Annotated in this window: 17 protein-coding genes; 13 read left to right on the top strand and 4 right to left on the bottom strand. The window is 65.5% G+C overall.

All coding sequences use genetic code 11. From position 1 onward, the window contains the following. Positions 1–130: 130 nt before the first annotated feature. On the bottom strand, positions 131–2584 hold the full coding sequence (locus tag ACEL_RS10600; protein ID WP_011720885.1) for a beta-xylosidase/alpha-l-arabinosidase: 2454 nt from the start codon (positions 2582–2584) through the stop codon (positions 131–133). A 281-nt stretch (positions 2585–2865) separates the two neighbouring features. Here ACEL_RS10600 and ACEL_RS10595 point away from each other — a divergent pair, with 281 nt between their 5' ends. The 6 genes from ACEL_RS10595 (at position 2866) to ACEL_RS10570 (ending at position 8999) form a co-directional block, all read left to right on the top strand. Further along, positions 2866–4275, top strand: a complete 1410-nt coding sequence (locus ACEL_RS10595) for an ABC transporter substrate-binding protein (protein ID WP_148204615.1) — start codon at positions 2866–2868, stop codon at positions 4273–4275. 23 nt (positions 4276–4298) lie between these two features. Further along, positions 4299–5297, top strand: a complete 999-nt coding sequence (locus tag ACEL_RS10590; protein WP_011720883.1) for a carbohydrate ABC transporter permease — start codon at positions 4299–4301, stop codon at positions 5295–5297. Next, positions 5298–6161 (top strand): carbohydrate ABC transporter permease, encoded by an 864-nt coding sequence (locus tag ACEL_RS10585; protein ID WP_011720882.1) that lies wholly within the window; start codon positions 5298–5300, stop codon positions 6159–6161. Between the two features lie 78 nt (positions 6162–6239). Continuing rightward, on the top strand, positions 6240–7316 hold the full coding sequence (locus tag ACEL_RS10580; protein WP_202943366.1) for a LacI family DNA-binding transcriptional regulator: 1077 nt from the start codon (positions 6240–6242) through the stop codon (positions 7314–7316). Between the two features lie 235 nt (positions 7317–7551). Then, positions 7552–8520 carry an acetylxylan esterase gene (locus tag ACEL_RS10575; protein WP_011720880.1) on the top strand — a complete coding sequence of 323 codons (969 nt, stop codon included), beginning with the start codon at positions 7552–7554 and terminating at the stop codon, positions 8518–8520. Further along, positions 8517–8999, top strand: a complete 483-nt coding sequence (locus tag ACEL_RS10570) for an NUDIX hydrolase (protein WP_011720879.1) — start codon at positions 8517–8519, stop codon at positions 8997–8999. Before ACEL_RS10575 ends, ACEL_RS10570 begins: the two co-directional genes overlap by 4 nt. On the opposite strand, the gene ACEL_RS10565 is transcribed toward ACEL_RS10570, so the two are convergent. Together ACEL_RS10565 and ACEL_RS10560 are read right to left on the bottom strand one after the other, a co-directional pair. Next, entirely contained in the window at positions 8977–9303 is a 327-nt protein-coding gene (locus tag ACEL_RS10565; protein ID WP_011720878.1) for a ubiquitin family protein, read from the bottom strand. The two genes, ACEL_RS10570 and ACEL_RS10565, sit on opposite strands and share 23 nt — an antisense overlap. Further along, positions 9300–10421 carry a WD40/YVTN/BNR-like repeat-containing protein gene (locus ACEL_RS10560; RefSeq protein WP_011720877.1) on the bottom strand — a complete coding sequence of 374 codons (1122 nt, stop codon included), beginning with the start codon at positions 10419–10421 and terminating at the stop codon, positions 9300–9302. Before ACEL_RS10560 ends, ACEL_RS10565 begins: the two co-directional genes overlap by 4 nt. Before the next feature lie 183 nt (positions 10422–10604). Between ACEL_RS10560 and ACEL_RS10555 the strand changes: the two genes are divergently transcribed. From ACEL_RS10555 to ACEL_RS10530, 6 genes are all read left to right on the top strand, one after another. Continuing rightward, complete coding sequence (locus tag ACEL_RS10555) at positions 10605–11003, top strand: TOBE domain-containing protein (RefSeq protein ID WP_011720876.1); 399 nt, start codon at positions 10605–10607, stop codon at positions 11001–11003. Between the two features lie 181 nt (positions 11004–11184). After that, positions 11185–11934 (top strand): molybdate ABC transporter substrate-binding protein, encoded by a 750-nt coding sequence (gene modA / locus ACEL_RS10550; protein WP_238378036.1) that lies wholly within the window; start codon positions 11185–11187, stop codon positions 11932–11934. Beyond that, positions 11912–12715 (top strand): ABC transporter permease, encoded by an 804-nt coding sequence (locus ACEL_RS10545; RefSeq protein WP_011720874.1) that lies wholly within the window; start codon positions 11912–11914, stop codon positions 12713–12715. The genes modA and ACEL_RS10545 overlap by 23 nt, the downstream gene beginning before the upstream one ends. A gap of 19 nt (positions 12716–12734) precedes the next feature. Beyond that, the gene (locus tag ACEL_RS10540) at positions 12735–13889 is read left to right on the top strand and encodes an ABC transporter ATP-binding protein (RefSeq protein WP_011720873.1); all 1155 of its coding nucleotides are present in this window, start codon (positions 12735–12737) and stop codon (positions 13887–13889) included. A gap of 80 nt (positions 13890–13969) precedes the next feature. Further along, positions 13970–14518 (top strand): ATP-binding protein, encoded by a 549-nt coding sequence (locus tag ACEL_RS10535; RefSeq protein WP_011720872.1) that lies wholly within the window; start codon positions 13970–13972, stop codon positions 14516–14518. Then, complete coding sequence (locus tag ACEL_RS10530; RefSeq protein WP_011720871.1) at positions 14515–14994, top strand: hypothetical protein; 480 nt, start codon at positions 14515–14517, stop codon at positions 14992–14994. Before ACEL_RS10535 ends, ACEL_RS10530 begins: the two co-directional genes overlap by 4 nt. 29 nt (positions 14995–15023) lie before the next feature. On the opposite strand, the gene ACEL_RS10525 is transcribed toward ACEL_RS10530, so the two are convergent. Next, the gene (locus ACEL_RS10525; protein ID WP_011720870.1) at positions 15024–15641 is read right to left on the bottom strand and encodes a PilZ domain-containing protein; all 618 of its coding nucleotides are present in this window, start codon (positions 15639–15641) and stop codon (positions 15024–15026) included. 362 nt (positions 15642–16003) lie between these two features. On the opposite strand from ACEL_RS10525, the gene ACEL_RS10520 reads away from it, so the two are divergent. Then, positions 16004–17230 (top strand): mannosyltransferase family protein, encoded by a 1227-nt coding sequence (locus tag ACEL_RS10520; RefSeq protein WP_169303215.1) that lies wholly within the window; start codon positions 16004–16006, stop codon positions 17228–17230. The last annotated feature ends 63 nt before the right edge of the window (positions 17231–17293 follow it).

Genomic DNA, 17293 nt, shown 5'->3' with positions numbered 1-17293 from the left:
GTGGTCGGATGTTCTGGGCACGTTATCGGTGCCCCATCGAGGACCACTAAGTGTGGACGCGAAATTCGAAACGTTTCTAGGCGAACGGCAGCGGACGCCCCCCGCGTCATTCGTGGGTGTCGGCGGCCTGTTATTCGGCTAGTCCCTCGCCCTGGTGTTGTCCGGCGGCGGCAACGGGTTCGCTCACCTGCGCCGTCGTTACCAACGCACGGTCGGGACCGAGACGCCGTACCTCACCGACAAGGCGGACCGGGACCGAGAAGCGCGGGCAATTGCTGGATTCCGACAGGCGCAGTTCAATCTCACCGGGCTCGACGATCCGGTGCCCGTCGCGCCCGGTGAATCCGAAGACGTCGGTCGGGATGCGGAATGTGACCCGGCGGCTCTCCCCTGCAGCGACGGTGACTCGGGCATACCCAATGAGCTGAACCGTCGGCCGGGTCACTTGGGCGATCGGATCGTGAAGATAGAGCTGGACGACGTCGGTGCCGAGCCGGTGACCGGTGTTCGTCACCCGCAGGGAGAGCTCGACGACGCTGTCAACCGGCGTCTCCACGGGCTCATTGATCGGCACGCCGTCCAACCGGACGTCGTCCCAGGCAAATGACGTGTAGGACAGGCCGTAACCGAACGGCCAGAGCGGCGTCGGGTCGACACTGCTCACGTCCGATCGCTGACCGAGCCGCGGCGTGAGGTAGGTACCCGGCTGGCCACCGGGGTGCCGCGGGATGCTCACCGGAAGGCGACCGGACGGGCTGACCCGGCCGGAGAGGATGCCGGCAATCGCCGATCCTCCTTCCTCACCGGGGAAGAACGCTTGCACGATCGCCTGAACCCGATCGGCCAACCCGCCGAGAGCGTACGGCCGTCCGGTGAGGAGAACGAGGACCGCCGGTGTGCCGGCATCACAGATCCGGTGGATGAATTCTTCCTGCACGCCGGGTAGCCGCAGGTCCGGGACGTCGGAGCCTTCCCCGGAGGTTCCTCGACCGAAGAGCCCGGACCGATCGCCGACGACAATCACGCAGAGGTCTGCGCTCTCCGCAAGGGCCACGGCCTCCGGGAAGCCGGATCGGTCGTCATTGCGGACGTCGCAGCCTCGGGCGTGCTCGATTTTGGTCTCCGGGAATTCGGCCCGCAGGGCCTCGAGAACGGACGGAATGTCGATTCCGGGCGGCACCTGCGGATGGGCGGAACGGACGTGACTCTCGAAGGTGTAGCAACCGAGCATCGCCGCTGGGTCGTCAGCCAGCGGGCCGACGACAGCCATCCGTCGTACGTTGCTGATGGGCAGCACACCGGTGTTGGCGAGCAGCACGACGGATTCCTCCGCCAGGCGCCGGGCGAGGGCGCGGGATTCCGGGGGGTCAAGGTTGATCGTGCCGCGGGCGTCATCGGCGTCGGTCTCGGCATGGTGGCCAAGTTCGCGGACAGCCGCCGGCTCCGGTGTCCAATCCGGGTCGAGCAGGCCAAGCTCGCACTTCTGCTCGAGTACCCGGCAGACTGCGCGGTCAATGAGCTCCTCGGAGACCAGGCCGGCTCGAACCGCTTGGGTCAACGGCTCTCCATAGCAGTGCACGGTGGGAAGTTCGACGTCGATGCCGGCCGTGAGGGCAAGAACAGCGGCACCGGTGTCATCTTCCGCGACCTGGTGCAGGCGACGCAGGAAAGCGATGCCGAAGTAGTCCGAGACGACCGTGCCGTGAAAATCCCATTGGTCGCGAAGAAGGTTGGTGAGCAGATCCGCATTTGCTGCGACGGGTACGCCGTCGATTTCGTTGTACGAATGCATGACGGAGCGCGCGCCGCCTAGGCGGAGCGCCATTTCAAAAGGCAACAAAAAAACATCCGCGAGTTCGCGCGGTCCCGTCGCCACGGGTGCGAAATTGCGGCCCGCCCGCGAACCGGAATATGCGACGAAGTGTTTGAGGGTCGCGACAATTCCGGCGGATTCGAGCCCCTTCACGTACGCGGATCCGATCGTGCCCACGAGGTAAGGGTCCTCACCGATGGTCTCCTCCACCCGGCCCCAGCGGTAATCGCGGACGACGTCGAGAACCGGGGCGAGTCCTTGGTGCACACCCATGCGCCGCATGGCAGTGCCGATCTGGCGGCCCATTTCCTCGACGAGCGCCGGGTCGAAACTCGCCCCCCAGGCCAACGGCGTGGGGTATGTGGTGGCGCCCCACGTCATGAAACCCGTGAGGCACTCTTCGTGCACCAGTGCCGGGACGCCGTGACGATTGGCGGCGACGATTTCCGCCTGAGTTCGCGCCAGCGCACGTGCGCCGAGGGCAGGATCCACCGGCGCCGTACCAAAGGGACGGGTCAACTGTCCGATGCCTCGCGAAATCAGCGCGTGCCAGTCAAGGTCCGGGTTGCTCATGTCGTGTTGGTGCGGCGCCACGCCGTCGCCGGACGCGTCCGCTCCCACCCAGACGCCGTACAACTGGGCGATCTTTTCCTCGAGCGTCATCTTGGCCAGCAAATCCGCAACCCGCTCCCGCGGAGAACGCGTCGGGTCCCGCCAGATCGGCAGAGAACCATTCGCGGCCGACGTCTGGTCCGTATCACGTCGCAGCACTGCTCTCTCCGTTTCATTCGCCGCCGCAGCAGTCCGACCAGCGGATGCTGTCCGAAAGTTTCGGACGCCGGTAGTAGCGCTCGGCCCACCGCACTTGCAGAAATGTAACGGTTCGACAGCCTATCTCGAAAGGTGTTGACCGTAGTTCGTTGGTGCTTTACCTTGTGGCCGAGCGGTAGAAGTATCGCAACTCGCCCGGTCAAAGTTCCGAAACTTTCCGGGCAGTGGGGATCAGCCAGCTACCCGCGCACCCGCGCGGGTCTGTCCTCGAAGGGGCGCCCATGAGCACAAGCAGTGAGGATCGCCGCCTCCCCGGCGGTTGGACTCGCACGAAAGCGCGGCGGCGCGCCGGGCTCGCGCTCGCCGTCGCCGTCGCACTCACGGTGGCTGCCTGCAGCTCCGGCAAGAGCACGGGAGGCTCCAGCGGAACGTCTCCCAGCGCCGGCGGGTCAAGCAGCACGAACGCCAGCGCGTCGAGCAGCGGCGGGGCGTCATCGTCCTGTCCGTTCCCGACCGACTCCGTCACGCTGACGTGGTGGCACAACGCCACAGCCGATCCGGGGAAGGCGGCGTGGCAGAAGACGGCCGACGATTTCCACGCACAGCACCCGAACGTGAGCTTCAACATTGTGCCCATTCAAAATGAGCAATTCACGACAAAGGTGCCGGCCGCACTCGAGTCCAACAATCCGCCGTCTCTGTACCAGCAGTGGGGCGGGGGATCCGAAGCGACGCAGGTCAAGTCCGGCAAACTGATGGACATGACGGCCTGTGTCTCGAGCTGGGTCGACCGGCTCGGCCCGTCGGCCAAGGGTTGGCAGGTCGACGGCAAGTGGTACGGAATTCCGTACGACTACCACATCGTCGGCTTCTGGTACCGCACGGACCTGTTCCAAAAGGCGGGCATCACCTCGCCGCCGAAGACGATGGACGAGCTGTACCAAGACATCGACAAGCTGAAGGCGGCAGGGATCACCCCGATCGCGCTGGGCGGCAAGGACCGTTGGCCGGACGCCTTCTACTGGGAGTACTTCGTGCTTCGGGAATGCCCGAAGGACACGGTGACGTCGTCCATCGCCAACGTCAAATTCTCTGACCCCTGCTTCGTTAAGGCCGGTCAGGACATGAAGAAGTTCCTTGACGCCAAGCCGTTCCAGACCGGATTCCTTGGCACGCCCGCACAACAAGGCGCCGGCAGCTCGGCCGGCTTGGTGGCTAACGGCAAGGCGGCAATGGAGCTGCAGGGTGACTGGGAAATCCTGGTCATGCCGTCGCTCACCCAGGACAAGAACTTCGCGTCGAAACTCGGCTGGTTCCCCTTCCCGTCGGTGTCCGGCGGTGCGGGTGACCAGAACGCCGGACTCGGCGGTGGCGACGGTTTCAGCTGCACCTACAAGGCCACCAACGCCTGCCCGGCGTTCCTGGAGTACATCACCAGCGCCGATGTCCAGCGCTACCTGGTGAAGCAGAGCGCCGTCAGCCTGCCGTCCAACAGCGAGGCAAGCGACGCCATCACCGACCCCACGCTGAAGACGGTCCTTCAGTACATCGGAACGGTGTCGTACAACCAGCTGTACTTCGACCAGGCGCTGCCGACCGATGCCGGACAGGCGCTTGACTCGGCGGTCGCCGACTTCTTCGCGGGTTCCGGCAGTCCGGAGAGCCTGGCGGCGTCGGTGTCGTCGAAGTAAGCAGTTCGCACTGACGGAGCGACATGACAGCAGAACGCAACGTGGCTGGGGCGGTCGGGACGGCTGCCCCAGCCACGACTCCCGTGGCGGCGGCTCGGCTCCCGATGAGGCCGCGCCGAGCCCGCCTCTCTTGGCGGGTTCGCGCCGAGCTGCTCCTGCTCCTCGGCCCGGCATTTCTCCTCTTCGTGGGATTTGTTCTCGTACCGATCGCCGTCGCCGTCTACTACAGCCTCTATCACTGGTCGGGATTCGGCCCGCTCACGGATTTCGTCGGCATCCGTAATTACCAGACAGCCTTATCGGACCCCGTCTTTCATAAGGCGATTCTGCACAATGTGATCATCGCATTGTTGTCCCTCTTCATTCAGCTGCCGTTGAGCATCGGGATCGCCCTCTTGCTCAACCGGAGGATGTTCGGGCGCGGCTTTCTCCGCCTGGTGGTCTTCTCGCCGTACGTCCTCTCGGAAGCGGTCACCGCGGTCATCTGGCTGCTCATGCTGCAGCCGGGTGGCTTCGTCGACCAGGTTGTCAAAGCGATCGGGCTCGAGAGTCTGATCCGCCCGTGGTTGGCCGATCAACACCTGGTGCTGTACACGCTCTTTGTCGTCATCACGTGGAAATACATCGGCTTCGGCATTGTCCTGCTGCTCGCCGGCCTGCAGGGCATCCCCGACGAGTTGCGCGAGGCCGCTGCGCTGGACGGCGCGACCCCGTGGCAGGTCACCCGCCGGGTCACTCTCCCGCTCCTCGGACCGACGATCCGAATCTGGATCTTCCTCTCCATGATTGGCTCGCTCCAGCTCTTCGACCTCGTCTGGATCATGACGCTTGGCGGCCCGGCGAATGCGTCGACAACCATGTCGGTGTACATGATTGATCACGGATTCCGGCGGTACGAATTTGGCTACGGCAGCGCGGTGGCCGTCATTCTCTTCGTCATCTGCTTCGTATTCGCGCTCATTTACCAGCGATTCGCCCTTCGGCGCGACGTCGAAGGTGCATTGACGAGGGCGGTGGGCTAGATGTCGGCGGTCGCGTATCGTCAACCGCGTCAAGCGTGGGAGCCCCGAATACCGTGGGGGACGATTTCCGCGTATGCCGCGGCCGTCGTCGTGTTCGTCGTCACCCTGATCCCGCTCTTCTTCGTCTTCATCGGTGGATTCCGTACGACGGCCGCGATCAACGCATCGCCGGCGGGTTGGCCGCACCCGTGGGTCTTGTCGAATTACCGCGACATTGTCACGTCGTCCACATTCTGGCGCTTCATGGGAAACAGCGCCATCATCGCTGTTGTCGCGACGGTCCTCACGGTCGTGATCGGTGCGATGGCGTCATTTGCGCTGTCGCGGTACGCATTCCGCGGGCGGGAGGCTATCTACGCGTTCTTCACCATCGGGTTGCTCTTCCCGCTGACGGTCGCCGCACTCCCGCTCTACCTCTGGTTGCGGGATCTCGGGCTCCTGGAGAATTACTTCGGAGTCGCCATCCCGGAGGCAGCGTTCTCGCTGTCGATCACCATTGTCATCCTCCGGCCGTTCATGCGGGCCATTCCGGCTGAGCTGGAGGATGCCGCCGTCGTCGACGGATCCAGCCGCCTCGGATTCTTTGTGCGCATTCTCCTTCCGCTCTCCCGGCCGGCACTGGCGACGGTGGCGATTCTCTCGTTCGTCACGAGCTGGAACTTCTACCTGCTCCCCCTGCTCGTCTTCAATGACCAGCAACATTTCACCCTTCCCTTGGGCGTTGCGGCTTTCCAGACGCAGTACTCCCAGGACACGGCGCGTGTGCTGGCTTTCACTGCGCTGTCGATCCTGCCGACGTTGCTGTTCTTCGTGGCAGCGGAGCGGCGCATCGTTGGTGCGCTCACCGGCGCGGTCAAGGGCTGATCGGCTATGTCGTTCCCCGACCAAGCCGGTTACGATAGCTCACCGAGAGTTTCGCACGACGGCGGAAGGCGGACCGCGGTGTCGGCAGAGATCGGGGAGCGCAACGGCGCAAACCGGGCGGTGGCCGGGCGGCGAACGCGGATCACCCTGGCATCTATTGCTGCTGAAGCGGGTGTCTCGCTCCCGACGGTGTCGAAAGTCGTCAACGGCCGGGCCGACGTAGCCCCGCAGACCCGTGCCCGCGTCGAGGAGTTGCTGCTTCAGTACAACTACGTGCGGCCGGGACGCCGGTCCGCGCGCCGCGCCGGTCTGATCGATCTCATCTTCAACCAGCTCGGCAGTCCGTGGGCCATTCAAATTCTTCGGGGCGTGGAGGATTTCTTTGCCGATCAGCGCCGCGGGGTCGTCGTGTCAGCGGTTCGGCACGGCAGCGCCCGGCCGACGAGTTGGACGAGTTCGCTGGCCAGTCACGACACCGACGGCGTGATCCTGGTGACGTCGGAATTGACGACGGAGCAGTGGACCCAGCTGCACAAGCAGTCGATTCCCCTTGTCGTCATCGATCCGGCGAACCTGCCCGCGCCGGAAGTGCCGAGCGTCGGGGCGACGAACTGGGCCGGAGGGATGGCGGCGACGGAGCATCTCCTCGAGCTTGGTCACCGGCGGATCGGGATCATCTCAGGGCCGGAGGATTGGCTGTGCAGCCGCGCACGTGTCGATGGGTACCGGTTCGCCCTTGATCGCGCAGGTGTCGCGGTCGGCCCGGAGTACATCCGGTACGGCGATTTCCAGCACGAAGGCGGATTTCGTTGCGGCCAAGAGCTCCTCTCACTTCCCGATCCACCGACGGCGATATTCGCCGGCAGTGGCCAACAAGCACTTGGGGTGTACGAGGCTGCACGGCAACGCGGCCTGCGCATACCGCAGGATCTCAGCGTCATCGGCTTTGACGATTTGCCCGTTGCACGCTGGCTCTCACCCCCGTTGACGACGGTCCGCCAACCCCTCACGGCGATGGGCCGGACCGCTGCCGAGATGCTACTCAACCTCATCAACGGCGTCCGGCTGCGCACCCAACGGATGGAATTGTCCACCGAGCTCATTGTTCGCGAATCCACGGCGCCGCCACCGGCGTCGGGCGGTCCTGGTCAGTAGCCTCAGGCTGGCGGAACGCGTTTGCAGGCACCGGAAATCCCGGTCGCGACGGATTGGCGCCGGCGCCCTGGTAGTGGCGCTCTGGTATTGAGCCGGAAGGCGGTTGCGGCATGGCAGATCGGCGGCTCCGCAGGACGCCGGGACGGCGTCAGACCATCCCTGGTGAGTAGCGTGTGCGTTGACCGGGCGCCGGTGGCGGCGTCCGACCCAGCTGCAAGCGCGAGGAGGGCGTGTCGTGCCGAATATTGATCTGCCACTGGACCAGCTCACCACCTACGCACCGGCCCTGCCGCAGCCGGCGGACCTTGACCAGTTCTGGTCAGCGACGCTGGCTGAGGCACCGGATCCCGAGCCGACATTCACGCCGGTCGACACCGGCCTGCGCTGTGTGGAGTCGTACGACGTCACGTTTTGCGGCTATGGCGGCCAGCCGATTCGCGCCTGGCTCCACCTGCCTCCCGCTGCGTTGCGCCACGAACCGCTTTCCGGCGTCGTCCAATTTCAGGGCTACAACGGCGGCCGGGGATTGGCTCACGAACACGTCTTCTGGGCGTTGGCCGGTTACGCCCACCTGGTGATGGACACCCGTGGGCAAGGAAGCGGTTGGACGACGGGCGATACGATCGACGCCGCTGAGGCGCCGCCCGCGCAACCCGGCTTCATGACCCGTGGAATTCTGGACCCTTCCACGTACTACTATCGCCGGGTCTACGTCGACGCCGTGCAGGCCGTGCGTACGCTGCGCGCTCATCCGCTCGTCGATGCGGCACGAGTCGCCGTGACGGGCGTGAGTCAAGGCGGCGGGCTCAGTCTGGCGGCCGCCGCTCTGGTGCCGGATGTCGCCGCTGTCATGCCTGACGTCCCATTTTTATGTCACTTTCGCCGGGCGTGCGAGATTTCCCCCGCGGATCCATACGGTGAGATCGTCCGGTATCTCAAGGCTCATCGCGACCAGGTGGAGCAGGTTTTCGCGACCCTGGCCTATTTCGACGGCGCGGTCCTCGCCACCCGGGCGACCGCTCCCGCCCTCTTCTCGGTCGCCGTCATGGACCAGATCTGCCCGCCATCCACGGTCTTTGCGGCTTTTCACGCCTACCGAGGACCGAAGGAGATCGTGGTGTATCCCTTCAACGACCACGAGGGCGGCGGACCGTTTCAGGCGGGACGGCAGCTGCGCTGGCTTGCGGCCGTTCTGGAGAAATGACCGCGAAGCGGAGCGCCGGCATTGTCGCGTACCGCCGGACACCCGGCGGCGGCGTCGAGGTGCTTCTCGTGCACCCCGGCGGACCGTTCTGGAGCCGCCGTGACCACCATGTCTGGTCGATTCCGAAGGGCGAGTACGCCGACGGTGAGGATCCGAAGCTCGCGGCGGCACGGGAATTTCTTGAAGAGGTGGGCCAATCGGTGTCCGTCGACCGGGCGGTCGATCTCGGCGAAATTCGGCAACGCGGCGGAAAGGTGGTGCGCGCGTGGGCGGTCGAGTGTGATCTCGATGTCACCACCGTGCACAGCAACACGTTTCGCCTGGAGTGGCCGCCAGGATCCGGACAGCTGCGGGAGTTTCCGGAAATCGACCGGGCCACCTGGTTCTCACCGGAAACCGCGCGCGACAAGATTGTGCCCGAGCAGTTTGCTTTCCTCGACCGGCTGCTCGACGTGCTCAGCCGCCGGCGACCGCCGTGACGATGAGCAACGGTTCGTGTCCAAGCTGTACGGGATCCGGCAGCGGCTGGTCGGCGTCGGTGTGCGACACGTCCGTGCCGCATGCGAAGAACCGAATGAGCGGCCGGCGCGCACCGGTCGCCTGGTCGCGCAGCGTGCCGCGCAGCATTGGGTAGCGGGTCTCGAGTGCAGCCAGCACACGACCCCAGGTGGCTGGACCTGCGACGGTTACGCTGACATCAGCACCGGGATCCGCTGCGCCGCTGGAGCGAATGAGATCCCGCAACGCCGTAGGCAAAACGACCCGTACCGTGGCTTCCGTCATCGCAGAGTCTGCACCTCGACGGAGAGCACGGCGGGTAGGTCACGGCCGATCGTCGTCCACGTGGCACCTTCGTCGGCGGAGGCGTAAATCTGGCCGCCGGTGGTTCCGACGTACAGTCCACACGGCTCAAGCTCGTCTGTTGCGAAGGCGTCGCGTAACACGTTGACGTAGCAGTGTTCTTGCGGAAGTCCCTTGCTCAACGGTTCCCAGTACCGCCCGCCGGTGCGACTACGGTATATCCGCAGCCGTCCCTCCGGCGGGAAGTGTTCGGTGTCGCTCGTGATGGGAACCACGTACACGGTGTCAGGGTCATGGGGATGAACGGCGATCGGAAAACCGAAGTCGCTGGGGAGGTCGCCGCTGATTTCGTACCAGCTGTTACCGCCGTCGTCGCTGCGCATCACGTCCCAGTGTTTCTGCATGAAGAGGACGTCCGGCCGCGCCGGATGACGGGCGATTTTGTGCACGCAGTGACCGACGTCGGCTTCGGGTTGCGGCAGGAAATCCGAGCGGAGTCCGCGATTGGCGGTCCGCCAGGTGAGGCCGGCATCGTCGGAGCGCAAAACACCCGCAGCGGAAATAGCCACATGCATGCGAGTGGCATCGCGCGGATCAAAGAGGATGGTATGGAGGCATAATCCGCCGGCGCCCGGGGCCCAATTCGGTGCCGTGTCGTGGCAACGAAGCCCGGTCAATTCCGGCCAGGTCTGGCCGCCGTCGCTCGACACAAACAGCGCGGCGTCCTCGGTTCCGGCATACACCGTGTTCGCGTCGACCGGCGACGGCGCGAGGTGCCATACCCGGGTGAAATGCCAGGGCCGGAGCGTTCCGTCGTACCAGAAATGATCCCCGATCTCGCCGTCGTAACGAAAATCATTTCCGACCAATTGCCAGGAGCGACCGCCGTCGTCCGAGCGCTGGATGGTCTGACCGAACCAGCCCCGGGACGGCGCGGCGTAGAGGCGGTCCGGATCAACGGGCGACGCTTGAACGTGGTAGACCTCCCATCCGGCAAACAGCGGCCCGGTCACCGACCAGCTCCGTCGGGTGTCGTCGGACGTCGCGATGAAGGCACCCTTGCGGGTGCCGATGAGAACTCGTACCGCCACCTCGGCCACCTCCCCGGCGCGACCGCACCTGCCGTGTCTCGGCACGGTACCGCACGGGGTGACGGTGCGGGGTTCGCGTCCGCCGTTCTCCGCACGTGCTCGCCGACGGGGGGCGAACTCTTCTCGCGTCGCAACTCCGCATATGCGGAGACAGAGCGGCATCCAGATCCGCAATCGCGGTATCGTTGGCCCGTGACGGCGTTACGGGTTGGTGAAGCGGCCCGCCTGCTCGGAGTCAGCGACGACACGGTCCGACGGTGGATCGCGGCGGGCGCATTGAGCGTCGCCCGGGATACCTCCGGCCGTCAGGTGGTTGACGGTGCCGAGCTGGCTCAGTTGGCTCAGTCGCGGCATGAGGCGATCACCACCGGTCCGACGGCCCGCGAAAGCGCGCGGAACCGATTGGCGGGAATCGTCACCCGGGTGGTTCGGGACACGGTGATGGCTCAGGTCGAGATGCAGTGCGGACCGTACCGCGTTGTTTCGCTGATGAGCCGCGAGGCGGCGGACGACCTGGAGCTCCAGCCGGGAACCCTTGCCGTTGCCGCCATCAAAGCGACCAACGTCGTTGTCGAAGTTCCGGCGTCATGACGAGAGGATGTGGGTTTTGCCGGCTCTGACACGTACGTCGGGCATTGAGCGGCTGGTTGCGAAACAGCGCCCCCGGCGGTTGACCTGTGCGGGACACGGTGACGGGCCCGGATCGCGGCGCGACTATCCGGGCGGCGAATATCCGGGCGGCGTCCGATCCGGCTTGCGGCGCTGCCGAGCCGTGCTCCTTATTCCCGTTGTTGCCGTGTTCGCGGCGGCGTGCGCGAGTGGGCACGGATCGAAAGCGTCATCAACGGCCTCCGGCGGCGGCCGGATCGTGGTCTTCGCTGCGGCGTCACTGCAGGATGTCTTCACCCAGCTCGCCGGAGGTTTCGAAGCAGCCCACCCGGGGGTTCGGGTGGTGACGAATTTCGGCGGGTCAGACACGCTGGCCGAGCAGATTTTACAAGGTGCGCCCGCCGACGTCTTCGCATCCGCCAATGAGCAGATCATGCAGCAGGTCGTCGCGCACAACAAGGCAAGCAACCCGGTGACTTTCGCACGTAATGAACTGGAAATCGCAGTCGCCCCGGGGAATCCCCGTCATATCCGCTCGTTGGCAGACCTCGCAAGTTCGGCGATACGGCTGGCGCTGTGCGCGCCTACGGTGCCGTGCGGCTCGGCCGCCGCGAAGCTGCTGCAAACAGCCGGCGTCACGGTCCATCCGGTGACCCTCGAAGACGACGTCAGTTCCGTGCTTGCCAAAGTGGAGCTCGGCGAGGTCGACGCCGGCCTGGTATACCGGACGGACGTGCGCCGGGCCGGTGGGAAGGTCGACGGTGTGCCGATCGCGCAGGCTGGCTCTGCGGTGAACACGTACGTCCTCGCGGTCGTCACCGGCAGCAGGAATTCCGCGTTGGCGGCCGCGTTCGTTGCTTTCGTCCGTAACAACGAGCAGGTGTTTGCCGATGCCGGCTTCGACGTCCCGTAGGTACGCGCTCCAGACAGGGCTCGTCGCCGTCTTCGCCCTCGCCGGCTTCCTCTTCTTGTGCGTTCCGCTCGTCAGCCTTGCGGTCCGGGCGCCGTGGCGCAATCTGGTAGCCGAATTGGGCAAACCGGAGGCATTGACAGCGTTGCGCTTGTCCCTGGAGACGGCGACGATCGCGACTTTCCTCTCGCTGCTGGTCGGGCTTCCGCTTGCCTGGACGATGTGCCGGCTCCCGACGTCCATTCGGAACGCCGCGCGGGCGGTCATCGCCTTGCCGCTCGTGCTGCCGCCGGTTGCAGGAGGGCTCACTCTCCTGTTGGCGTACGGGCGCCGCGGTCTGGTCGGGAGCTGGCTCTGGCACGCCGCGGGGATCTCGCTGCCGTTCACCACCGCCGGCGTCGTCGTCGCCGAGACTTTTGTCGCGATGCCGTTCCTTGTGCTGTCGGTTGAAGGTGCTCTGCGTGCGGTGGACACGAAGTACGCCGATGTTGCATCCACGCTGGGCGCCGGGCCGCTGTTCATCTTCCGGCGCGTGGTTCTGCCGATCGTGTTGCCCGCCGTTTTCGCAGGTTCATTGCTCTGCTGGGCGCGGGCGATCGGTGAGTTTGGAGCAACGATTACGTTTGCGGGCAGCTTCCCAGGGACCACGCGCACCATGCCGCTGGAAATCTATTTGCAATTTCAGCACGATCCGCAATCGGCAATCGGATTGAGCCTGGTGTTGTTGCTGGCGTCCACCGGCGTACTGCTGGCGTTGTGGCGTCGATGGATCGCCGCTCTGTGAGACGAAACGTGCCGTGAGCATGCCGGAACCAACGGACACGACGCCACGACACCCGGGGCTGGACGTCCACGCCGTCGTGCGACGCGACACTTTCAGGCTGGATGCGGCCCTGTCCGTTGCACCGGGTGAAATTCTCGCCGTCCTCGGTCCCAGCGGCGCCGGCAAGAGCACATTGCTGCGAGCGATTGCCGGTCTGGAGCGGTTGACCGCTGGATTCATCGCGATCGGCGGCCGCATCGTAGACGATGCGGACCGGATCAGGCTCAGCCCGCGGGAGCGACAGGTCGGCTACGTTCCGCAGGATTACGTTCTCTTTCCCCGGATGACGGTATTGGATAACGTTGCCTTTGGTCTGCGGGCTCACGGAGTCAGAAAAGCCGCCGCGCGACGCCGGGCACAGCAGCTGCTGGATCGCTTCGGCGTCGGGGCGCTCGCGCATCGGCGTCCGACCGAGATCTCGGGAGGTCAAGCCCAGCGCGTCGCACTCGCCCGGGCGCTCGCCGTCGATCCAACCGTCCTTCTGCTGGACGAGCCGCTTGCCGCCCTCGACATTGGGACGCGAATGAGCGTGCGGGCCGAGCTGCGGGAGATGCTCACGACATTTCCCGGCGGTGTCATTGTGGTGACCCACGACCCGATGGATGCGTTCGTCCTGGCGGATCACCTTGTCGTGATGGAATCCGGCAGGGTGGTGCAACGCGGCGCCCCGGCGGCGGTTGCATCCCATCCGCGCACGGAGTACGTGGCACGGCTCTGTGGGATCAATCTGCACCGGGGGGTGTGTGACGGACGGGTGATTCGACTCGGAACCGGAATGGAATGGCAGGTGGTCGACGCGCCTGTCGGTGATGTCTTCGTCGCCGTGCGGCCAAGCGCTGTCGCCGTGTACCGCGAGCGGCCGGACGGCAGTCCGCGCAACTGTTGGAAAGCCCGCGTGACGAGTGTGGAGGAGTACGGTCACGTCGTCCGCCTTGGCGTGTCACGTCCGGCGAATATGATCGCAGATATTACCGCCGAATCACTCGCCCTGCTCCGGTTACGGGTCGGTGATGACGCATGGTTTGCCGTCAAAGCGACCGACCTCGTCGTATACCCCGCGGCAGAAGGCAGCCCATATCACCCTGCAGAAAGCGGTGCTCAACCGTCGGATGGCGCGACCGGACTGGGCGTGTGATCTCCTATCGCGGCGCGACGCACCCGGAGGCTCCCGGCCCTGGTGTTCTCGTCGCTGGTGAATCGGCCTAAAATCCGTCCGTGCCCGAATCACGGTTCGAACCGGATCCGCGCAGCGTCGCGGCCGCTCGGCGCTTCGCGCGCTCCGCGCTGAATGAGGCGGGTGCTTCAGCTGACGAGTGGGTTGTCACTCAGATCGTAAGTGAGCTGGCTACCAATGCGATCTTGCATGCCGGCACCGCTTTCGTCGTGCGGCTTTGGATAGGAGAAACGTCCGTACGGGTCGAGGTGATCGACGAGGCGCCGTGGATCCGGGCGGTTCGGCGAAATTTCTCCGACGTCGCCACCACAGGTCGCGGGTTGCGCGTGATAGCTGAACTCGCTCGTGCGTGGGGAGAAGAGGTGGGACCGTCGAGCAAGACCGTCTGGTGCGAGGTTCCGCGTACCAGCGGCGGCGGTCACGGCACGGGCGGCGATCCGGGGAACGCGGAGCGGCACGGTTTCGGTGAGTGGGGCGTCGAACCGCCCGATGTCGTGCCGCCGGCTCGCTACAGTGATCGGAACGGAGGTGCGCAGGTCATGAGTGACGCGCGGCGCACCGAGCGAAACCGCGTGGTACGGGCGGCGTGACCGAACCGTTGCACGACGTCCAATTGCTGCGCATACCGGTGCTCTTGCATGCGCAGGCGGGAGAACATTCCGCCGAACTCCTGCGCGAGATGTATCTCATCGCCGAACAACTCGGTGAACACGATGGTGTCAGGGCCCTGCCGAAGCGGCTGATTGATCTGATTGACGAGCTGACGGGGCGTTACGTTGGTTTCACCCGTGAACAGGATCGGCTCCTTGACGAAGCGCGCGTCTCCGGGGCGGCCGAAATCGACGTCCATTATCGAGTTCCGGCCGATGTCGCCGACGCGGCCGTTCATCTGGGCGAACTGCTTGACGAGGCGGATGAGTACTGCCGTCAAGGCCAGCATTTGCTCACCCTCGCCACCCCTCCGGAGCTCGTTCACTACCGGCACTGGTTCCTGGGCGAATTCTCCCGGCAAATCGGCGGCGCCGCGCCGACTCCGTGGCCGGCGTACCGTGCGCAAGGCCGTTGACGACGACCCCACCGCCGACAGCGCGGGAGCTAGCTGGAGCGCGCCGCCCGGCTGCGTAATTGCAGCTGAAGGATCCAGCGACGCAGCGTTTCCGCGTGAACGCCGAGCGTTTCAAAGACGATGACAGCTTCGGCGTCGGTTGGACCGCGCAAGGTGCGGCGCAGAAAGTATCCGGGCAATTCCACCGGCTGGCCCGCGATAGTGGCGTGCACTGTGGCACGCTCCAGTTCGGCAATATCGCGCGGCGGGATCCGGACGCGGAAGCCGCCCTCCGACACGTCGACCGTCGTCGCCGGCAGCGATTCGCCGGAGACCTCTATGACGACGGGGACGGCCGCGCGGACGCGGATATAGCGGCGTCGTTGCACTAGCACGGCAGGCCGGAGCGGCCGGAGCCGCCACTGCCGCGAGGTTCCCGCGCTGTGTTCGAGCTCACACCGTTGTTCGTACCGGCCGCGGGGTGAGAGCCATGACAGGTCGATCTCGCGGGTGCCGCTGGCGATGAGAGCCGCGTTGGCTCCCGGTGGCGCAGCAACAACCACCACGCGCGGCGAAACACTCTCGACGCGGGTGGCGAACTCGCGGCCGTCGCGATGAACGAGGCGGACCGTGACCGGTCCGCCGGTGACAAGTGGAGGGACCAGCATGATCCTCCGAGTGGTCGTGGTGCAGGGTGCTCATCGAGTACGTCGGCAGGCTAGGGGTCCAGCCAAAGCGTTCGGGCGCGCCGCCTTCGTGCGTGTCGGCCTGGGCGAAGGCGACGGCGCGGCACTCCGCGGCGCATGCTCTGGACCGTGGCGCTCGGCAGCTGGACGGCACGGCACTCCGCCGCGGACGGCGCCGGTTCGCGGTCCGGCGCGTTGACGCGATGGCACGGCGGTGCGCGCGGCGCGGGTCCAAGGCACGGACGGCGTCCGTCTGCCGGCCGCCGATCCGGGGCTGGCGTCGATTCCCGCGTTCCGTCGGTAGGCTTGGCCCGCTGACAGTTGCGACGGAGCGGGACCTCACCATGGCTCACGGATTGATGCGCCGGTACTCGCTCGGCGCGGCGCGCCGGGAACGCGTGCCCGGGGTGTGGCGGGATGCCGTCTCCTACGTCGTCCGGGTCTTTATCGCTGTCCGCGTCGGCCTCTTTCTACTCGCGATTCCCGCGGCGGCCGTCATTCCTCCCAACCAGCCCGCGGACGTGCCCGATTGGGCTACGCCTCCCGTGACACACGGCCTGGGAATTATGTTCACCGCATGGGAGCGGTGGGATGCGTTGTGGTATCTGCGCATTGCCGCGCACGGATATGCCGTTGAGGACCATAGTGCCGCATTCTTTCCCGGGTATCCGGCGGCGATCCGGGCCGTCGCATTTCTGACCGGAGGGCACATTCTCCTGGCGGCGTACGTGGTGTCGAATCTCGCATATCTCGCAGCGCTGGCAGTCATTTACCGTTGGACGCAGGATGAATTCGATGTCGATCTGGCGAAGCGCACCGTCGTACTCCTCGCGATATTTCCGTCGGCCTTCTTCTTTTTCGCGCCGTACTCGGAATCGCTGTTCCTCTTGGCGGTTGCGGTAGCGCTGTACGCAGCACGCCGGTCACGATGGCTTGTCGCGAGTGTGGCAGCCGGTTTCGGTACCGCCGTCCGGAGCATGGGCGTTGTCCTGGCGCTTGCCGTGGTGTTCGAATGCCTGAGGCAGTGCGTTTCCGCGCGACCGGCCGGGAGGGACGCCATCCGCGGCATCATGCGGTGTCTCGGTGTGGCCGCCGTGTCGGTGTCCGGCGTCATCGCATATCTCGCGTGGTGGTGGCAGCGAGCAGGACAGCCTCTATTGCCGTTTCGATCCGAAGGCGGCTGGGACCGGAATGCGCAATGGCCGTGGATCACGCTATGGGACGGTGTACGCGACGGTATACAGTGGGTCGGCATCTATCCGGGCGGCTATCACTTCCTCGACCTTCTTGTCGTCGCCGTGGCAGTCGCCTCCGCGGTATGGGTGATACGCCGGACCGCGCTGACGTATGGGATATATACGGGCGCTAGTCTCATCGCACCGCTGTGTATGGAGTTTCCGGGTCGCCCTTTCATGTCCATGATGCGGTTCGTCCTCGTCATCGCGCCAATCTTCTGGGGCATCGCGGAATTTTCCCGCCGTATCCGGTCATGGACGCCGATTGTCGCAGTCTCCGCAACTGGTCTTGGAATGTTCTCCTTGCTCTTCATCAACTGGTACTGGATTTACTGACGATGCCGGCGCCGCGAGCGTCTGGTACGGAATCGACCGACGATGCCGACGCCGCGGGCTTCG

This window comes from Acidothermus cellulolyticus 11B (genome assembly GCF_000015025.1).
Lineage (GTDB): Bacteria > Actinomycetota > Actinomycetes > Acidothermales > Acidothermaceae > Acidothermus > Acidothermus cellulolyticus.
The sequence above is the reverse complement of the archived record's forward strand: the minus strand, read 5'-3'. Positions and strand labels throughout refer to the sequence as shown.